General features: G+C 40.2%; 14 protein-coding genes and 1 pseudogene. 2 read left to right on the top strand and 13 right to left on the bottom strand.

Features of this window, described 5'->3' with window-relative positions; translation table 11 throughout:
- Positions 1-50: 50 nt before the first annotated feature.
- The 3 genes and pseudogenes from AC4E8A_RS09370 to AC4E8A_RS09360 form a co-directional block, all read right to left on the bottom strand.
- Positions 51-845, bottom strand: a complete 795-nt coding sequence (locus AC4E8A_RS09370) for a TerC family protein (protein WP_490198175.1) — start codon at positions 843-845, stop codon at positions 51-53.
- Between the two features lie 39 nt (positions 846-884).
- A complete protein-coding gene (locus AC4E8A_RS09365) occupies positions 885-1,271 on the bottom strand; it encodes a sporulation protein (RefSeq protein ID WP_490198174.1) in 387 nt (128 codons plus the stop codon).
- Between the two features lies 1 nt (position 1,272).
- Positions 1,273-1,368 (bottom strand): annotated as a pseudogene (locus AC4E8A_RS09360) (FbpB family small basic protein); the annotation flags it as partial.
- A 600-nt stretch (positions 1,369-1,968) separates the two neighbouring features.
- Here AC4E8A_RS09360 and AC4E8A_RS09355 point away from each other — a divergent pair.
- Complete coding sequence (locus tag AC4E8A_RS09355; protein WP_490198173.1) at positions 1,969-3,609, top strand: peptide ABC transporter substrate-binding protein; 1,641 nt, start codon at positions 1,969-1,971, stop codon at positions 3,607-3,609.
- An 895-nt stretch (positions 3,610-4,504) separates the two neighbouring features.
- A complete protein-coding gene (locus AC4E8A_RS09350; RefSeq protein WP_490198172.1) occupies positions 4,505-4,951 on the top strand; it encodes a hypothetical protein in 447 nt (148 codons plus the stop codon).
- A gap of 146 nt (positions 4,952-5,097) precedes the next feature.
- Here AC4E8A_RS09350 and AC4E8A_RS09345 read toward each other — a convergent pair whose 3' ends face one another.
- The 10 genes from AC4E8A_RS09345 to AC4E8A_RS09300 form a co-directional block, all read right to left on the bottom strand.
- Positions 5,098-5,325, bottom strand: coding sequence for a hypothetical protein (locus AC4E8A_RS09345; RefSeq protein WP_490198171.1), 228 nt, complete (start codon positions 5,323-5,325; stop codon positions 5,098-5,100).
- Between the two features lie 201 nt (positions 5,326-5,526).
- Positions 5,527-5,787 (bottom strand): hypothetical protein, encoded by a 261-nt coding sequence (locus AC4E8A_RS09340; RefSeq protein ID WP_490198170.1) that lies wholly within the window; start codon positions 5,785-5,787, stop codon positions 5,527-5,529.
- 374 nt (positions 5,788-6,161) lie between these two features.
- Positions 6,162-7,331 carry an endonuclease gene (locus AC4E8A_RS09335; protein ID WP_490198169.1) on the bottom strand — a complete coding sequence of 390 codons (1,170 nt, stop codon included), beginning with the start codon at positions 7,329-7,331 and terminating at the stop codon, positions 6,162-6,164.
- A 256-nt stretch (positions 7,332-7,587) separates the two neighbouring features.
- Positions 7,588-8,049 (bottom strand): IS200/IS605 family transposase, encoded by a 462-nt coding sequence (gene tnpA / locus AC4E8A_RS09330; protein WP_119549773.1) that lies wholly within the window; start codon positions 8,047-8,049, stop codon positions 7,588-7,590.
- A 207-nt stretch (positions 8,050-8,256) separates the two neighbouring features.
- The gene (locus AC4E8A_RS09325; protein WP_490198168.1) at positions 8,257-8,649 is read right to left on the bottom strand and encodes a DUF1259 domain-containing protein; all 393 of its coding nucleotides are present in this window, start codon (positions 8,647-8,649) and stop codon (positions 8,257-8,259) included.
- Positions 8,650-8,705: 56 nt separating this feature from the next.
- Complete coding sequence (locus AC4E8A_RS09320; protein WP_490198167.1) at positions 8,706-9,074, bottom strand: IDEAL domain-containing protein; 369 nt, start codon at positions 9,072-9,074, stop codon at positions 8,706-8,708.
- Positions 9,075-9,327: 253 nt separating this feature from the next.
- Positions 9,328-10,776: an IS1182 family transposase gene (locus AC4E8A_RS09315; protein ID WP_490195673.1), complete on the bottom strand. Its 1,449-nt coding sequence runs from the start codon at positions 10,774-10,776 to the stop codon at positions 9,328-9,330.
- 361 nt (positions 10,777-11,137) lie between these two features.
- Complete coding sequence (gene dnaN, locus AC4E8A_RS09310) at positions 11,138-12,271, bottom strand: DNA polymerase III subunit beta (RefSeq protein ID WP_490198166.1); 1,134 nt, start codon at positions 12,269-12,271, stop codon at positions 11,138-11,140.
- A gap of 85 nt (positions 12,272-12,356) precedes the next feature.
- Positions 12,357-12,986 (bottom strand): HD domain-containing protein, encoded by a 630-nt coding sequence (locus AC4E8A_RS09305; protein WP_490198165.1) that lies wholly within the window; start codon positions 12,984-12,986, stop codon positions 12,357-12,359.
- A gap of 57 nt (positions 12,987-13,043) precedes the next feature.
- A complete protein-coding gene (locus tag AC4E8A_RS09300; RefSeq protein WP_490198164.1) occupies positions 13,044-14,549 on the bottom strand; it encodes a flotillin family protein in 1,506 nt (501 codons plus the stop codon).
- Between the last annotated feature and the right edge of the window lie 312 nt (positions 14,550-14,861).

Raw genomic sequence — 14,861 nt, 5'->3', positions numbered from 1 at the left:
ACAAATAAATAACCGGCAGCACCTTCTGCCGGCCGGTTAACACATCACCCCTATGAGCGCTGCTCCTCCATGCCCTTTGAGTCAGGCTCCCCTTTCTCCTTCGATAAAAACCAGCCCCCTCCAGCAATCAGAAGAAGCACTGCATAGAATGAAATCTTCCATTGGGGTGACTTGGCAAAACTTTCTGACAGCACACCAAGTGCAGGGTGAGATAATGTATAAACGGCAAGCTTCACGCCCACCCAGGCAACAATCATGAAAGCAGCAATTTCAAGACCCGGTTTCTTTTGTAAAAGTTTCACAAAAAAGTCAGCAGCAAATCTCATGATGATCAAACCAATCAGTCCACCGGCAAAAATCACAAGAAACTTACCACCATCGAGGCCTCCAATATGGGGGAGGGGCGTATCCGGCAGTACAACAGCTAAAGCCACAGCGGCCAATATTGAATCTACAGCAAAGGCAATATCAGCCAGCTCTACTTTCAAAACAGTCCCCCAAAAACCTGATGGCTTTTTATTGGCCTTGGCAGCACCCTTATCATTTTTATGTTTTCCCACAGCCAACTTCCTGAAAATATGGTTAGCTGCTATAAATAGAAGATAAAGGGCCCCGATCGCCTGAACCTGCCACACATTCACAAGGAAGCTGATGGCGAAAAGAGAACCAAAACGGAACACAAAGGCCCCTGCCAGACCATAGAATAATGCTTTCTTTCTTTGTTCTTCCGGCAGGTGTCTTACCATGATGGCAAGTACAAGCGCGTTATCTGCTGCAAGCAGACCCTCAATCCCGATCAATAGGAACAATACCCAAAAATATTCCATTAGCAATGCCCAATCCATCTTTCAGTCTCCTCCTTTAAATCCCTTTCTTTATAACCGTCAAAGAACCCTGACGAAATCCTGATCTCTGCTCTCCACTCCTTCATTAAATGTCAGCCTTGTTTTGAATTGATATAGAACAGATTCAGATGAAGCCTCAAGATCATCTGGAAGTTTAAAAACAAAGTCCCTTTCAGATTTTTCTTGAGCCTCAATAATTGTCGAAGTAAGAACTGTTGCTGAACGGATTACTTGCTCCTTTTTGAAAAGCTTATCAATTTTCACCAAATCACAATCTATTCTGTTTAATTTTTGTTCGATGGTTCCTCCTTCTATCAGGAATAACCCTTTTATTGTCTCACCAGCCTTATATTCCTTCTCGGGAAACTGCAAGTCTATTTTGGCAGCACCGATTCCAATCAGAGACATATATTTTCTTAGGATCAATTCATTGACCTCCATTAAATTTAGTAGATTCTCTTACATATTTCTCTTCAATCTTCATTTCAATTTTTTCGACGAATTTTTTATCCTTGAGAAGTTCCTCTTTACCAGCTCATCAATGCTACTCTGACCCCTTTTCACGCTTATCACTTCCTTTAACATTCAATTCAATCATTTAATAAAAAAAGCCTTTACCAGCAATGTGGTAAAGGCTTCATAAATAAAATAAAGACCTGTACCAGCATGGTAAAGGTCTTGCTAACAACATGATCGTTGCCAACAAAGCCGAGAGTTTACACTCTGAAATGACGACTTTGCTGTAAAAGCTACTCCCCTTTAAGGAGAAACTATTCAACTGTATAAGATAATAATATTATATTCGCAAGAATCTGTCAATAATTCCTTTAAATAAGGGCTTTCCAACCTCAACACTCCAAAAGCCCCATACTTTCTAATGAATAAATAAATATATCCCGGGAATACTTTTTGAAGAACTTGAGGTTGCCAAAAGTGTTATTTCAAAATAGTGAAATAGTTGTTAAAATCTTCAAAATTTTATTCAATTTCTCACTTTTAGCAATACTGTTATTATTTTGATATAAGACTTTATTGTTGCATTTGCGAAAATTTGCGATTATTATGGAAACCGGTCCCTCAAAAGGGATACATAAAATTTTTATAGATAGGTGGTTGCGTTTACATGAAGAAACAATCATTGATATTACTGTCTATTCTGCTTGTTGTAAGTGCTTTCTTAACAGCATGCGGCGGCGGTAACAACAGCGACAACAATACCGCCGGCACAGATGGCGGTAAAGATGAGCAAGTTCTTAACTTGCTTGAAAGCTCTGAAATCCCTTCATTGGATTCAACGCTTGGAACAGACTCTGTTTCATTCAATGTGATGAATAACGTATTTGAAGGGTTATACCGTTTAGGCGAAGATGATGAGCCGGTTCTTGGTATGGCTGCAGAAGAGCCTGAAGTTTCTGAAGATGGAAAAACATACACATTCAAAATCCGTGATGCAAAGTGGTCTAATGGTGACCCTGTCACAGCGCATGATTTTGAATATGCTTGGAAAAAAGCATTAGACCCTGATAATGCATCAGAGTATGCATATATTATGTTTGACATCAAAAATGCTGAGAAAGTCAACAATGGGGAAGTTCCTGTTGATGAAGCCGGCATTACAGCAATTGATGATAAGACACTTCAAATCGAGTTAGAAACAATCGTGCCTTACTTCAAGTCACTGCTGACATTTGCTACATTCCTTCCACAAAACCAAGCTTTTGTTGAAGAGCAAGGCGATCAATTTGGTCTCGAAGCTAACACAGCTATTTACAATGGTCCTTTCGTATTATCTGATTGGAAACATGAACAAAGCTTCCAAATGAAGAAAAACCCTGACTATTGGGAATCAGACGTTGTAAAGCTTAAAGAAATCAATTTCAACATCGTAAAAGACACGTCAACTCGTGTAAACCTTTATGAAACAAAAGAAACAGATGTTGCTGTGTTATCTGAGCAGTATGTTGATACATACAAGGATGACCCGAACTTTAATACTAGGCTGCGCACATCAACCTTCTTCCTTCGTTTGAACCAAAAAAATGAAGTGTTGGCTAATAAAAATGCCCGCAAAGCATTTGACATGGCATGGGACAAAGAAGGTCTTGTACAAGTTCTCCTAAATGATGGATCCATCCCTGCATACTATCTTGTACCAGACGACTTCGTAACGGGTCCTGATGGGAAAGACTTCCGCGATGCAAATGGCCAGCTTGGTGAGTATGCACCAGAGAAAGCTGCTGACCTTTGGAAAACTGCCAAAGAAGAATTAGGAATTGAAACAGCATCTCTTGAGCTGTTGAACTATGATAGTGAAAATTCTCGTAAAGTCGGTGAATACCTGAAAGAGCAGCTTGAAGCGAATCTTGAAGGCTTATCGATTACCATATCTCAACAGCCATTCAAACAAAAGCTTGAAGTTGAACAAAAAGGTGACTATGATTTCTCTTACGCCGGCTGGGGACCTGACTACCCAGATCCAATGACATTCCTTGATATGTTCGTAACGGGAAGCTCATACAACCAAACTGGATTCTCTAATGAAGAATATGACCAGTTAATCCAGGATGCTCAAAGCACATTGCTTGAAGATCCGGAAAAGCGCTGGGAAGCTCTTCTAAAAGCTGAACAAATCCTTATGGAAGATCAGGCCATCAGCCCAATGTTCCAGGATGGTTCTGCATATGTTCAAAGAGAGTATGTAAAGGACCTTTACCGCCATTCCTTTGGTGCCGACTACTCTTATAAGTGGACTTACATCGAATAAAGTGCAAGAGACCGATTTTTTCGGTCTCTTTTTTTATTTCACTGAACTTGATTTTCAAGCAAGGCTGGATGACTTCCGGATTTCAGGTGGTATTTCATTGCTTTCACGCTAACTTTACTAGAAATCCCTACCCTGACTGATGCAATTGATTGGAAAAGGAACTAACGTCACCCTACATAATGATTATATAGAAAGCGAAAGAATGTTGGGGGAAAGAAGCGGGAATCATGTCCTCTTAAAGCATGTCATACCTGCACTAAAAGGAAATTTATTACTTATATTCACGGGAAAACTGATTGCAGTCATGACATTGATGATGCATGTCGCCAATATAGGCTTTTTTATCCCTGGCTGGACACATTCCAGTGGCAGCAACAATTTTGAGTTAATGATTTCACCCTGTGTCATATTTTTTCCTGTACTACTTTTCACCCTGCTGATCAGTTCTTTGACACAATGATCAAATGGAATCAGAAACATCCTGGATGTAAACTATACCAGCAGACGGTCACCCCTTTTAAGCACACCTTCAATCCAACCATTTATTTCACGTATAAAGATGAAGATATAAGCTGCAGCTGAACATTTCTGTTTTTCAATTCTTTGACACAATCAGACATAAATAATCATAGACTTTTCTTTACTTTAATTATATTATGTTAACATCTAACGAAGGTCTTTCCCGTAAATGTTTACGCCATGGAAATAAGGATAATGGTAAAATAGATACCCTTTACGTTTCGAACCTTCTTTTTACGGCCAGGATGGTATTATCCCCTTCCAGACTACAGCATTTATCAAGCTTGTTGAGCCACGGGATTTTTCATGAAAAGTTGTGACTGAATTGAGGGTAGTTAAAGTTTATTTCCCTGAAACTAAAGGGGTTATCAAAATTATGGCAGCTGTCTATTTTCTTCTTGTGGCCGGTGGGAGCATTTTAAGTATGGTTCTTGATGAAACTTTGGCCCAATGGACTTCATTTCTGCTTCTAAGCCTTCTCTTTATTGTTATATGCACGCTACTTTATTCAGCCATCAAAAGCCAGCGCATCATCATAACGGAGAAACAATTCATCTTAAAGGTTATTGGGATGACTCGTCATAAAATAGATTTTGAACATGTCCATGAAGTTCGCAAAGCAAAAATGAGCGGATCTCCCATAATGGAAATCCAGGCTAAAAAAGGCCGTTATTCTAAGGTGTGCCCGGTACCATTCCTTCCATTTTCGGAGTCCTGGGATGAATTATTGCTGACCTTCGAAAAGAAATGCGGAAGCGAAGTAATCGGCAATATGGATTTAACCAGAAGAAAAGGTGAGCTCAGGACTTGGCGGGAGTCATAATGGGGGATTAATAAAATGGTCAGTTATTATTATTCAATTAAAAGTTCAATATACTTTTAATTGAAGACGGTCAGCGGCTTAAGCCTCTGACCGATTTTTTCAGCCTATTATCTTGGCATCGATCCTATTCAGATACTTACTGAATGTTATACTATTTGAAATAAAAAGGTGGAAGGGGACATGGTTTCTTGAGACTTATCACTTATAAACGATAGGTAATCAGCAAGAATATACGGCATCTCTTGATCCCCGATTGTTCCGTGTCCAGAAATCAAGATTTCGATATCCATCTGCTTCACTTTTTGCAAATAGTAAATAAATTCATCAGGATTGTGAATAGGCACGTGGAGATTCTCTGTAACCAAATCACCCATAAATGCAATTTTTCTAGAGGAAAAAATAAAAATGCATCGCTCGGTGAATGCCCCCCTCCAAGACTATGTAACTTCCTTTTTGCACCTTCTATCGTACGTTTTTCCTCAAAAATAATTTGCGTTACAAGCATTTTCAGAATAGGTAAGTAAGTCATCAAGCACTTTCTTCATTTCATTACAACTGATTCTGCAAACTTACTTTTAACATGATATTTTGTGGGCTTTTTTAAACCCTTCTAAGTACGCTTCCATTTCTTCTTGTTCTTCCGCTATAATTTTCACTTTGATCAACTTTCTGGTCAGAGTTGTGGATATAATTGTGGCATCACTGAAAGCTTGATTTCCAAACACAAGATCACCATGGTGGTGGGTGTTTAGAAGGTACTTTACTTTTATTCCTATAATCGCTTCAGCCAATCCTCTTAACTCACAGCCAGCAGGTATACTAACTAAACGAATCAAACAGTATCAAATCTTCATCAAGGTCTTCAATCACCGCATTACTCCAAGTACCTCCACCAAGTTTTGCTATTGCGGAATATACCCCATCGGATAAAGAATACACACTAAAACATCGGGTTTTCAAAATTAACTGTCTCAAGGTGATGCCCCTTCTGTAATTTGCGCACTTTAATTCAAGACTTTCCTCTTTTTTCATCTTTGCAAAGCGGGTTTCTTGGTTTGCAGCTCTGTCGATTTCATTGAAAGTTAATGGTTATACCTTTCATGATTATCATAAACCTCGAACCAGGTTTATTGCCGGGAAAAATCCTTCATTTCCCAGTAAAAAAGGAATGCCTATAGAATAGTTAGCACTCCTTTTAAAAATTTTATTTTCACCAGATCATTTCTGCCCATTCCGGATGGTCAATGAATGGATTGCGGTTTCCTTGATAATTTTCATAAATGATTTCATTTCTTCGCATTTCATTTTCATCTACAGGGTCCTGTTTATGCCACTCCAATAGAACCGTGCGTTTTCCATGAAGAGGGTTGGACCCATTTTCAACTTTGTCATTCAGCTCCAAGTCGAGTTCCCCGCTTGCCCCCTCATACCTAACTGCCATATAAAATAACATACGGGCAATATCTCCTTTTACCTCATCCCGTGGTTCCCAGGAGTCGCTGTCGGAGAAATTACCTTCTGCTTCTCCATGAGGTGAACCGCCGTTATCAAAGTCAAGGTTGCTTCTGGATGAGTTCACTGATGTATCAGCTGGCCGTAAATGATGGAGATCAGTTCCTGCTCCTTTTGAAGTGCCAAAACCGCCATGAGATTTGGCCCAGACATGCTCGCGATTCCACTCATCGGCACCTCCTCCATTGAGAATCTTCGATTGCGAACGGCCTGTATATAACAAAATGACATTTGAAGGATTTTCTGGATCTTCATCTGTTTCCCTCAATGCCAGCCATACTTCAGCATATGACAGTCTCCTGTGATCATCGATGATGTCGTGTAAAGCTTCTTTCAGTTTTAACCCTGTTTTTCCGTTTGCTCCCTGGTAATAGGGATCAGCTATTTCAGGTGGAGACGGCGGCTCCTCTTCCTCACCATCCTCCGGCTGTTCTGAATCAGGCTTACTCTCAATGGAAGTGACGGATTTTATTCCTGGATGTGCAAAGTAGCTTTCACGCTTCCCCGTAACGATTATCCGTTTTCCCAACAAGGAAGGATTACTCTGCAGTCCGTATTGTTCCCTGAATTCAGCAGGTATCTGAACAAAGATCATTTTCTCTCTGTTGTTTTCCTCCGGAGAATCGGCTAAAGCCAAGGCATAATCATTGGAAAAGTTCTCAAAAGCCACAGAGCTTGTGGAGACAGGCTGTCCGGCAACATAGCCCTGAACACCGACCTCTTCATTTTCACCTTTTGAAAGGGCTTGTTCAACTGTCAGCGAAGAGTGAATTATGTTTCTGCCTGAAAGATTGCCTGAAGAGCTGCAACCAGTCAAGAACAGAAGTAGAATAATGATGGAATATGCAAGTTCCTTTTTTAATATCATCAAACTCTTCCTCTCTATGTACGTCCATTTCTCTCTCTTTATCTAATAGCTTACTATAATATTCATCAGAAAAGTAATCAGCCAAATAGCCCTGTTACTATTATACTGGCTCGGATTCTTTGAAAATCAAAACCACCAGTGTGAACTGGTGGTTTGCTCTGCGGCTGGAAGCCTCTCTTACCGGCCTCGGCCTAAAAGGCCCACTGAATGGTTTCCCTTCTGCACCACATTCACTCACTAATTCTAAAGAATTTCTTTATTTCTTCCGATTTTTCTGTCCGGTAAACGGGTCATGTTCCTCGAACAATGTTAACTGGTCGGCCATATAATCTTCCTTCAGCTGATTCTTAATGTATTCTTGGATTTGCTTCTTGTTTCTGCCCACTGTATCAACATAGAATCCACGACACCAGAATTTTCGATTTCCATATCGATATTTCAAATTGGCATGGCGATCAAATATCATGAGACTGCTTTTTCCTTTTAAGTAACCCATGAATTGAGATACGCTTAACTTTGGTGGGATACTCACTAACATATGAATGTGATCCGGGCAGGCATTTGCTTCATGAATTATGACACCTTTCCTTTCACACAAATCTCGAATAATTTGCCCAATACTCTTTTTGTATTTTCCATATATAATCTGTCTTCTGTATTTCGGTGCAAATACTAAGTGATACTTACAATTCCAAGTTGTATGTGCTAAACTGTTCATGTCCTTCACAGGGCATACCTCCTTCTATGATGGAATGAAGTGGTCGGGAAACCAACTTTATCCTATCATGGAAGCGAGGTTTTTTTAATACCACGCTTTAAGCTCTCTGGAACCCCCGGCATAGCCAGGGGTTTTCAAGATCATCAAAAAAATAAGAGCAGCACCTTATTGGAGCTGCTGCTTATCCTATATCCCAAGCTATGAGAGTCAATGTATTAATACCTTAAAAGCTTCTGAAAGCCTTTTGGCGAAGGACTCCGGCTTCTCAACTGTCTGAACATGTAAGTATTTGATCGCCGGTTCTGCAAACAGCCAATGATTATGCAAGGCAGTGATCGGGATGTCGTTCTTGCCAAGTGCAATTGTAAAGTCTGGTACTTCCTCCGGGAGAAGAACGATTTCTGCATGATTAAGAGCTGTTCCATCCTCTTGAAATGCTTCAAAATGAATTTCCATCTCTGTTTCACTTTTGAATGGCCTGCCCTGTACGGATACCTCAATATCTCTGGAAATCTCCAAAGATATCATCCCTTCCTTAGCTTCACCTTCAGCTTTCAGCAATTCTTTCAGCTGTTCCGCCAATTCTCTTAGTTCTTTCACTTTATCCCTCCTGCATATCAATGTTACCTGAGTTGATGGCTCTCTATAAGATAGATTTAACGCTTCATTGTAAAATCGACAAATTCAGGAGAGTGACGTTGACCATAATTTTGCTTGTATGGCTGCATGGAGTTCGTCAGTTCATAAAACCATTCCTTATCCTGTGTTTCCAATGCAATGTCTATTAAGTACTGAATCTGGGGCTCTGTAAGACTGTCGTTTGAAGGAACTTTTTCAATGAGACTGTCATCCATATTTAATGAAAACCCGATTAAATCTTTGTCATCACTATCGACGACCCTTATTTTAAATAAAGGATCAAGAGGGTCGATATTTTCCAGATACCCTTGTATCAATGCTCCATTTTTCGCAAAACCTCTAACCCAGTCGCCGACATGCACTTTGTCTCGTTTGATATTGCTCATTTCAATACACCGCCTTTTATTATTGTTAATCAATTGTCAGGTTTTTTTATTATCTTAATTGCTAATTATCCTTTAATGAAAGAAATCAAACATGTGATTTAAAAAAACACTGACCAAATGATGAGGGCACTGAAAATCTGCCGATTTCTAAACTATAACTAAAATTAATAAAGAAAAAGCCACCCCTTCTTCCTATAAAAGGAAGAAGGGGTGGCTTTTTCTTGGATATAAACATATATGCTGCCCTTTATTATCACATTAGTTTTAGGATCCTTTTAATATTTACCGCAAATATAGCCATGGCACCTTGTAATTCCATGCCAATTAGACCCGAGGATTCTGCTACATCATACCCGTGTCTGTGTTTTAGTTCACTATTTTTCGCTTCAATTTTATATCGTTCTTTTGCCTTTTCCTTAAAATACTCGCTTTCCTGGAATTTTGCTTGGGAGGAGTGCTGATCGGACTTTATAGTAACGGAATACGTCTTACTTTTGGCTCCTTCCTTGTAGCACCCTTCTCTCAGTGGGCATCTCTTACATTTATCCACGTCATAATAATAGGTGTCTGCCTGGTTTTTGCCTACTCCTTTTTTACCTTGCCTAGCTTTCCTTATAGCCATATGTCCTGCCTTGCAGACATACATACCCGCATCCTTATTGAATTCGAATTCGTCCTCTTTTTTTCGAGCACCCTGAGTGATTAGAGGGTTCAATTTTGAAACCAGTTTGATTTCATTTCCTTCACAATATTCAATATTATCTTTCTCGGAATAGGCCGCATCCCCAATAACCGTCTCCACTTCTATGCCCGCGTTTTTACTTTTCTCTATGAGTGTCTGCAGTTCTTTCCCGTCACTCTTTTCTCCAGTGGTAATGGTTGCGGCTGTAATAATACGTTCTTCACTCATCGCAAGATGAGTTTTATAGCCAAAAAAGGAGGAATCTGCTGTTTTGTGTCCCACTTTGGCATCCTGATCATTCATGCACTGGAGCTGCTCAATATCATCGGCAACCGTTTCTTTCAGGAGATTAAGCTGTTCCTTCACTTTGGGATATTCTAAAAGGATTTCTTCCTTTTCTATCACCTTAATGAGCTTTTGTGAGTAGGTTATCTCATCTTCCAGAACATCATTGGTTGGCTTCACAGGGAACTTGTCCTTCATACTTTCGTTAATCTTATAAATCGATTTTCTAAGATTCTTGGAGCGCTCCATAAGAATTTCCTTTGGCTTCATTTGATTATAGCGGGCTTTGGTATGGGTGGCATCAACAATAATGGACTTACTTTTTATAATTTCTTTCTCTATGGCAATCTCAACCGTCTTGTTGACAAGCATGTCTAATAAGTTCATGTCCTTTAACCTAAGTTTACGAAACTTAGTCAGAGAACTTGAATCAATGACGGGCTCTTCTGGAGCCATATTCAAAAAATACTTGAAAGACATATCATATTTAGACCGCTCAACAATATCGACATCTGATACATCGTGAATGGTTTTCAAAAACAAATATTTGAACATGCGAATAGGATCAATCGCATTTCGCCCATTATCATGACAATATTTATTCTTTAATTCATCAAAAATAAAGGAGAAATCGATTAAATCGTTTATTTTCCTTAACATATTGTCCTGAGGAACGACGATATCATAAAGGTCCATATACTTACTGAACATCATTGTTTGTTGTTGTTGAATCACTGGAAACCACCCACTTAATATTGTTAGTTCTATTATAAAGTAAGGATTTATTAGCGGGTAGTGTTCTTTTTTCTCAATGTTGATTGGAGTGGAAGGTGCACGACCTCCTGCGGGACTAGCGGGACAGGTGAGACCCCGCAGGCGAAGCCGAGGAGGCTCAACGCCCGCCCCGCGGAGTCGTGCACCTGGAACGGAAATCAACATTTTTTCGTGAAATCTGAAGTGAAAAAGGCAGAATCGCTCTTAGAGGTGAGCGATTCTGCCTTTTAGAACTTTATTGGACTTTTTCAGTGCCCTCCAAATGATTGGCCGGTGTTTTCTATGAAATGATATATTATCTGCCACTATAAGTGATGACCAGTCATTGATACGATGGAGCTCTTACAGGTGATATTAAATGTATAGTCGACTGTTTGTTGTATGGTGAAATGATAATCGGTCTAAGACTGCCGCCAAACCGGAGTGAAATCAGTTCATCATTCATAGACTTCAAAGCCTCTGCAATAAACTTGCCATCAAACGAAATCTTATATCCCTTATCCCCCTTCAATTTCAAGGGGGTTAATTTCTCAGTGATCTGGCCAATCTCAGAAGTGCTGGATGCCAGTTGAATTTTTCCTCCGTCGGTAAAGGAAAACATAACATTATTATGTTTCCACTGGAAAGCGAGCAAATTTGCACGTTCAATGCCTTGCAGGAGTCTTCTGCGGCTCATCACTACTTCTGTTACTGTTTCTTCAGGTATGATTTTGGTTATATCGGGATAATTTCCTGATATAAGTTTTGTAAAGAAAAGAAGGTCATCTGTTTGAAATATGACCATGTTATCACTTGGGAACAGTTGAATGAATTGATGTTTATCCAACACATGGGTCAGCTCGGTCATTGCTTTGATAGGAAAAATAAATGATCCTGAAACCGTTGTTTGCAGAGATGTCTTTCTCATCGCCATTCTCTGCGAGTTCGTTGCCGTCATTGTCAGCTGGTTTTCTGAAAATACCCAATTTAAACCTGTCAACACAGGGCGGGAATCAGATTTGGAAGCCGCAAATTGTGTTTCTTTTATCATTTCAATCAAAAGACTTCCTTTGATTTCTCCTCCTTCATGACTTGGTATTTCAGGGAACGCCGGGTAGTCTTCGTCATTCATTCGGCTTAAAGTCATTTCAATTTCCCCGTTAGTGACCTTTACTTGATGGTTTATCTTTTTGATTGTGATTAATGTTTCATTGGGCATTTTTTTTATGAGCTCATGAAAATATTTCATTGGAACGACTGATTTCCCAGGATCTATAACCTCTCCTGACTCGGTACTGTTCATATCAATCCTTTTTACGATACTGATATCAGCATCGCTGCCGGTCAATACGACATGATTCGCTTCTGCCTCAATCATAATTCCTGAGAGAACAGGGACCACCGGATTTCCCGGTACCACTCGTCCGACAATATTCAATGCTGTCTTTAGCCTCTCGCTATCTATAGTAAATTCCATTTCTCTCTCCCTTCACCCAAGTCTATTGCTTAATTTTAACATACTTAAAATTTTGAATTTTATAGAGAAGTTTAAGAAAGAGTGTCTAAGCTTTCCTCACAAGTCTGTCCTTCAGCAAAGCAACATTCACCCCTGCTGCAACCAATTTCTCTTCTGCTTCATCCTGGATCAAATCTTTAAGAGTTTCAAGTACCGGATCAAACTCTACATGACGGCCTAGGTTAAAACTCATCTCTTGCTCAATCTCCAGCCAGGTTGATAAATCGCCTTCATTATGCTGAATTTGCGCCTCCAATTTATCCAGGGCATTCGCTATCTTTGCCTCTGTTGTTTCTTGATCCTCAAATTCGAACCACAGCTCGTACAGTTCCTGCCCGGTGTCATCTCCCAATGTGTTTCTGATGTTTTCTATAGCTTTGATTTCCTTCCTTCTTTTCTCGGTTTTCAAACCCTTATTATTCAACGTATCGAATGCTGGTATATCTCCTGCTTCAGCCTCTGCCAAATCATGTATAATAAGCATTTTAAGCAATTTCTCCATATCTGCCCTCACGGAAAGCTTTGGAACAATCAGCACAGCCATGAGGGTTGTCCTCCAGGTGTGTTCAGCAACACTTTCCCTTCGCCCATTTGATAACCAGCTGTGGCGCAGCTCATATTTCAATTTTTCACCGAGCTTGATGATTTCCATAACTTTCAACAGGTCTAATTTCATTTCCTCTTCCTCCTAAAAAGCGCACCCTTTATCAGGATGCGCTTCGCTTTCTGCCTCTTAACTATCTTCTGATTCTTCGCTGGACTTATCTGGTGTTCCCTCTGCAAGTGCAGACGGCTCTGCCAGCGCAGTTTGTGTCTGACTTGTTGAATTGTTTCCATTGTTTGAGTTCCCTCTGGAAACATACGATTTTAGAAGCTCTCCAACATCAATTCCTGTCATTTCTTTTAAGGGTTCCTGCATGTCGACCATCGTCTTTGTGATACTCTTTCCAAATGAAGGGATTCCATTTCCGTTACCTGAATCAATGATCTTAACTGATTCTATGTTATTCAATGGCTGCGCAATCTTTTCTGCGAACAGTGGCAGCATCTCAATGAGTTTCTCAGTGATAATGACATCACCGTGTTTTTCCATCGCTTCAGCGAGTAATTTACGCGCTTCAGCTTCTGCCTTACCGCGTTCCCGGATGACATCTGCTTCAGCTGAACCTTCTTCACGGCGGATCTTCGCTTTTGCTTCCCCGTCAATTTCGGCCCTGCGTGCTTCGGCTTCCGCTTTCCTGGTTGTCTCATAGTATTCAGCATCCGCTTTTGTCTTACGGACCTTGCTCTCTTCTTCTTCCAGCTTAACGGCACGTTCACGTTCAAGGAATTTCAGAGTCAATTCTTCTTCCTTTACTTCTTTAGCCAATTTCGCTTTCTCGAGCTCATAAGATTGTTCGGATTTCGCACGCGCTCTTTCTGTCTCTTCTTTGAAAGCTGCATCTTTTATATCCTTCTCTTTTTTGCTCTCAGCAATGGTTATTTGGCGCTTGTATTCTTCTTCTTTTGTTTGCTGATCTGTTTGTGCTCTATGGATTCTCGTTTCACGATCATTTTCTGCTTCGGCAATTTCAGCTAGTTTCCGTACTTCTGCTATACGAGGACGCCCAAGATTCTCCAGGTATCCATTTTCTTCATCAGCATCACGCAGGTCAGTCAACCCAAGGGATGTAATTTTGAAGCCCATCAGATCCAATTGCTTCTGAGCAATCTCCGCAACATCCGCATTGAATTTTTCACGGTCGCTGTTGATATCCTCGACTGTCATTTTCGACAGGATGGCCCTCAGGTTACTTCCTAAAACTTCTATGATTTCGGATTCAATTTCATCCTGGTCTTTACCAAGAAATTGCTCTGCATAGTTTGCAATTCCGTTGAGACTATCTGCTACCTTAACCATTGCCACTGCGTCGGCTACGATCGGCACCCCGCCGTTTGTGTAAACACGCGGCGTGGAAAGCTTCAATTGAAATGACGTAAGGTTGACAGGCGTCGATGTTTGGAATCTTCTTAAGCGGTATCCGCCACCCCTGATGATTTTCATGGATCTCCCTTCATCATCGGTGAAGATGTTTGTTTCTTTTTCCGGATCGCCAAGCCTTGGACCGGTAATGATTAAAGCCTGATTCGACTTCGCCGTACGATAACGGAATCTGACCCAAAAGAAATAAGCAATCCCTACAATCGCTGCAACAACCAAGACTGGAATCAAGATCATAAGTAAACCAAATAACTGCATAATTACTACCCCTCCTATTTTCGTTCCCCTTATTTCTATATGCCTATAACTTAGAGGATATAGTATGTATACGAGGCAAAAAACATAAAAGTTTCATGTTTTACAAAATTATCGAAAAATACTTATGCCAATTATTTCTAATCATTCCTTTTTACTGCTTTTCTGTTTTAGTGGACTTTAAGCAGACTGACTTGGTCCGGAATTATAAGAAGAAACTCAGAGCTGGTGTCCGAATCCACCACGGATCAAGACATAAGTGAATTTTTTCGGCTTTCAAATGGTTTTTTTAAAGGCTCTTTTCGTAAACTTTGT

The sequence above is a fragment of the Bacillus sp. SRL337 genome (assembly GCF_984799155.1).
This window is presented reverse-complemented; position numbering and strand designations above follow the sequence as displayed.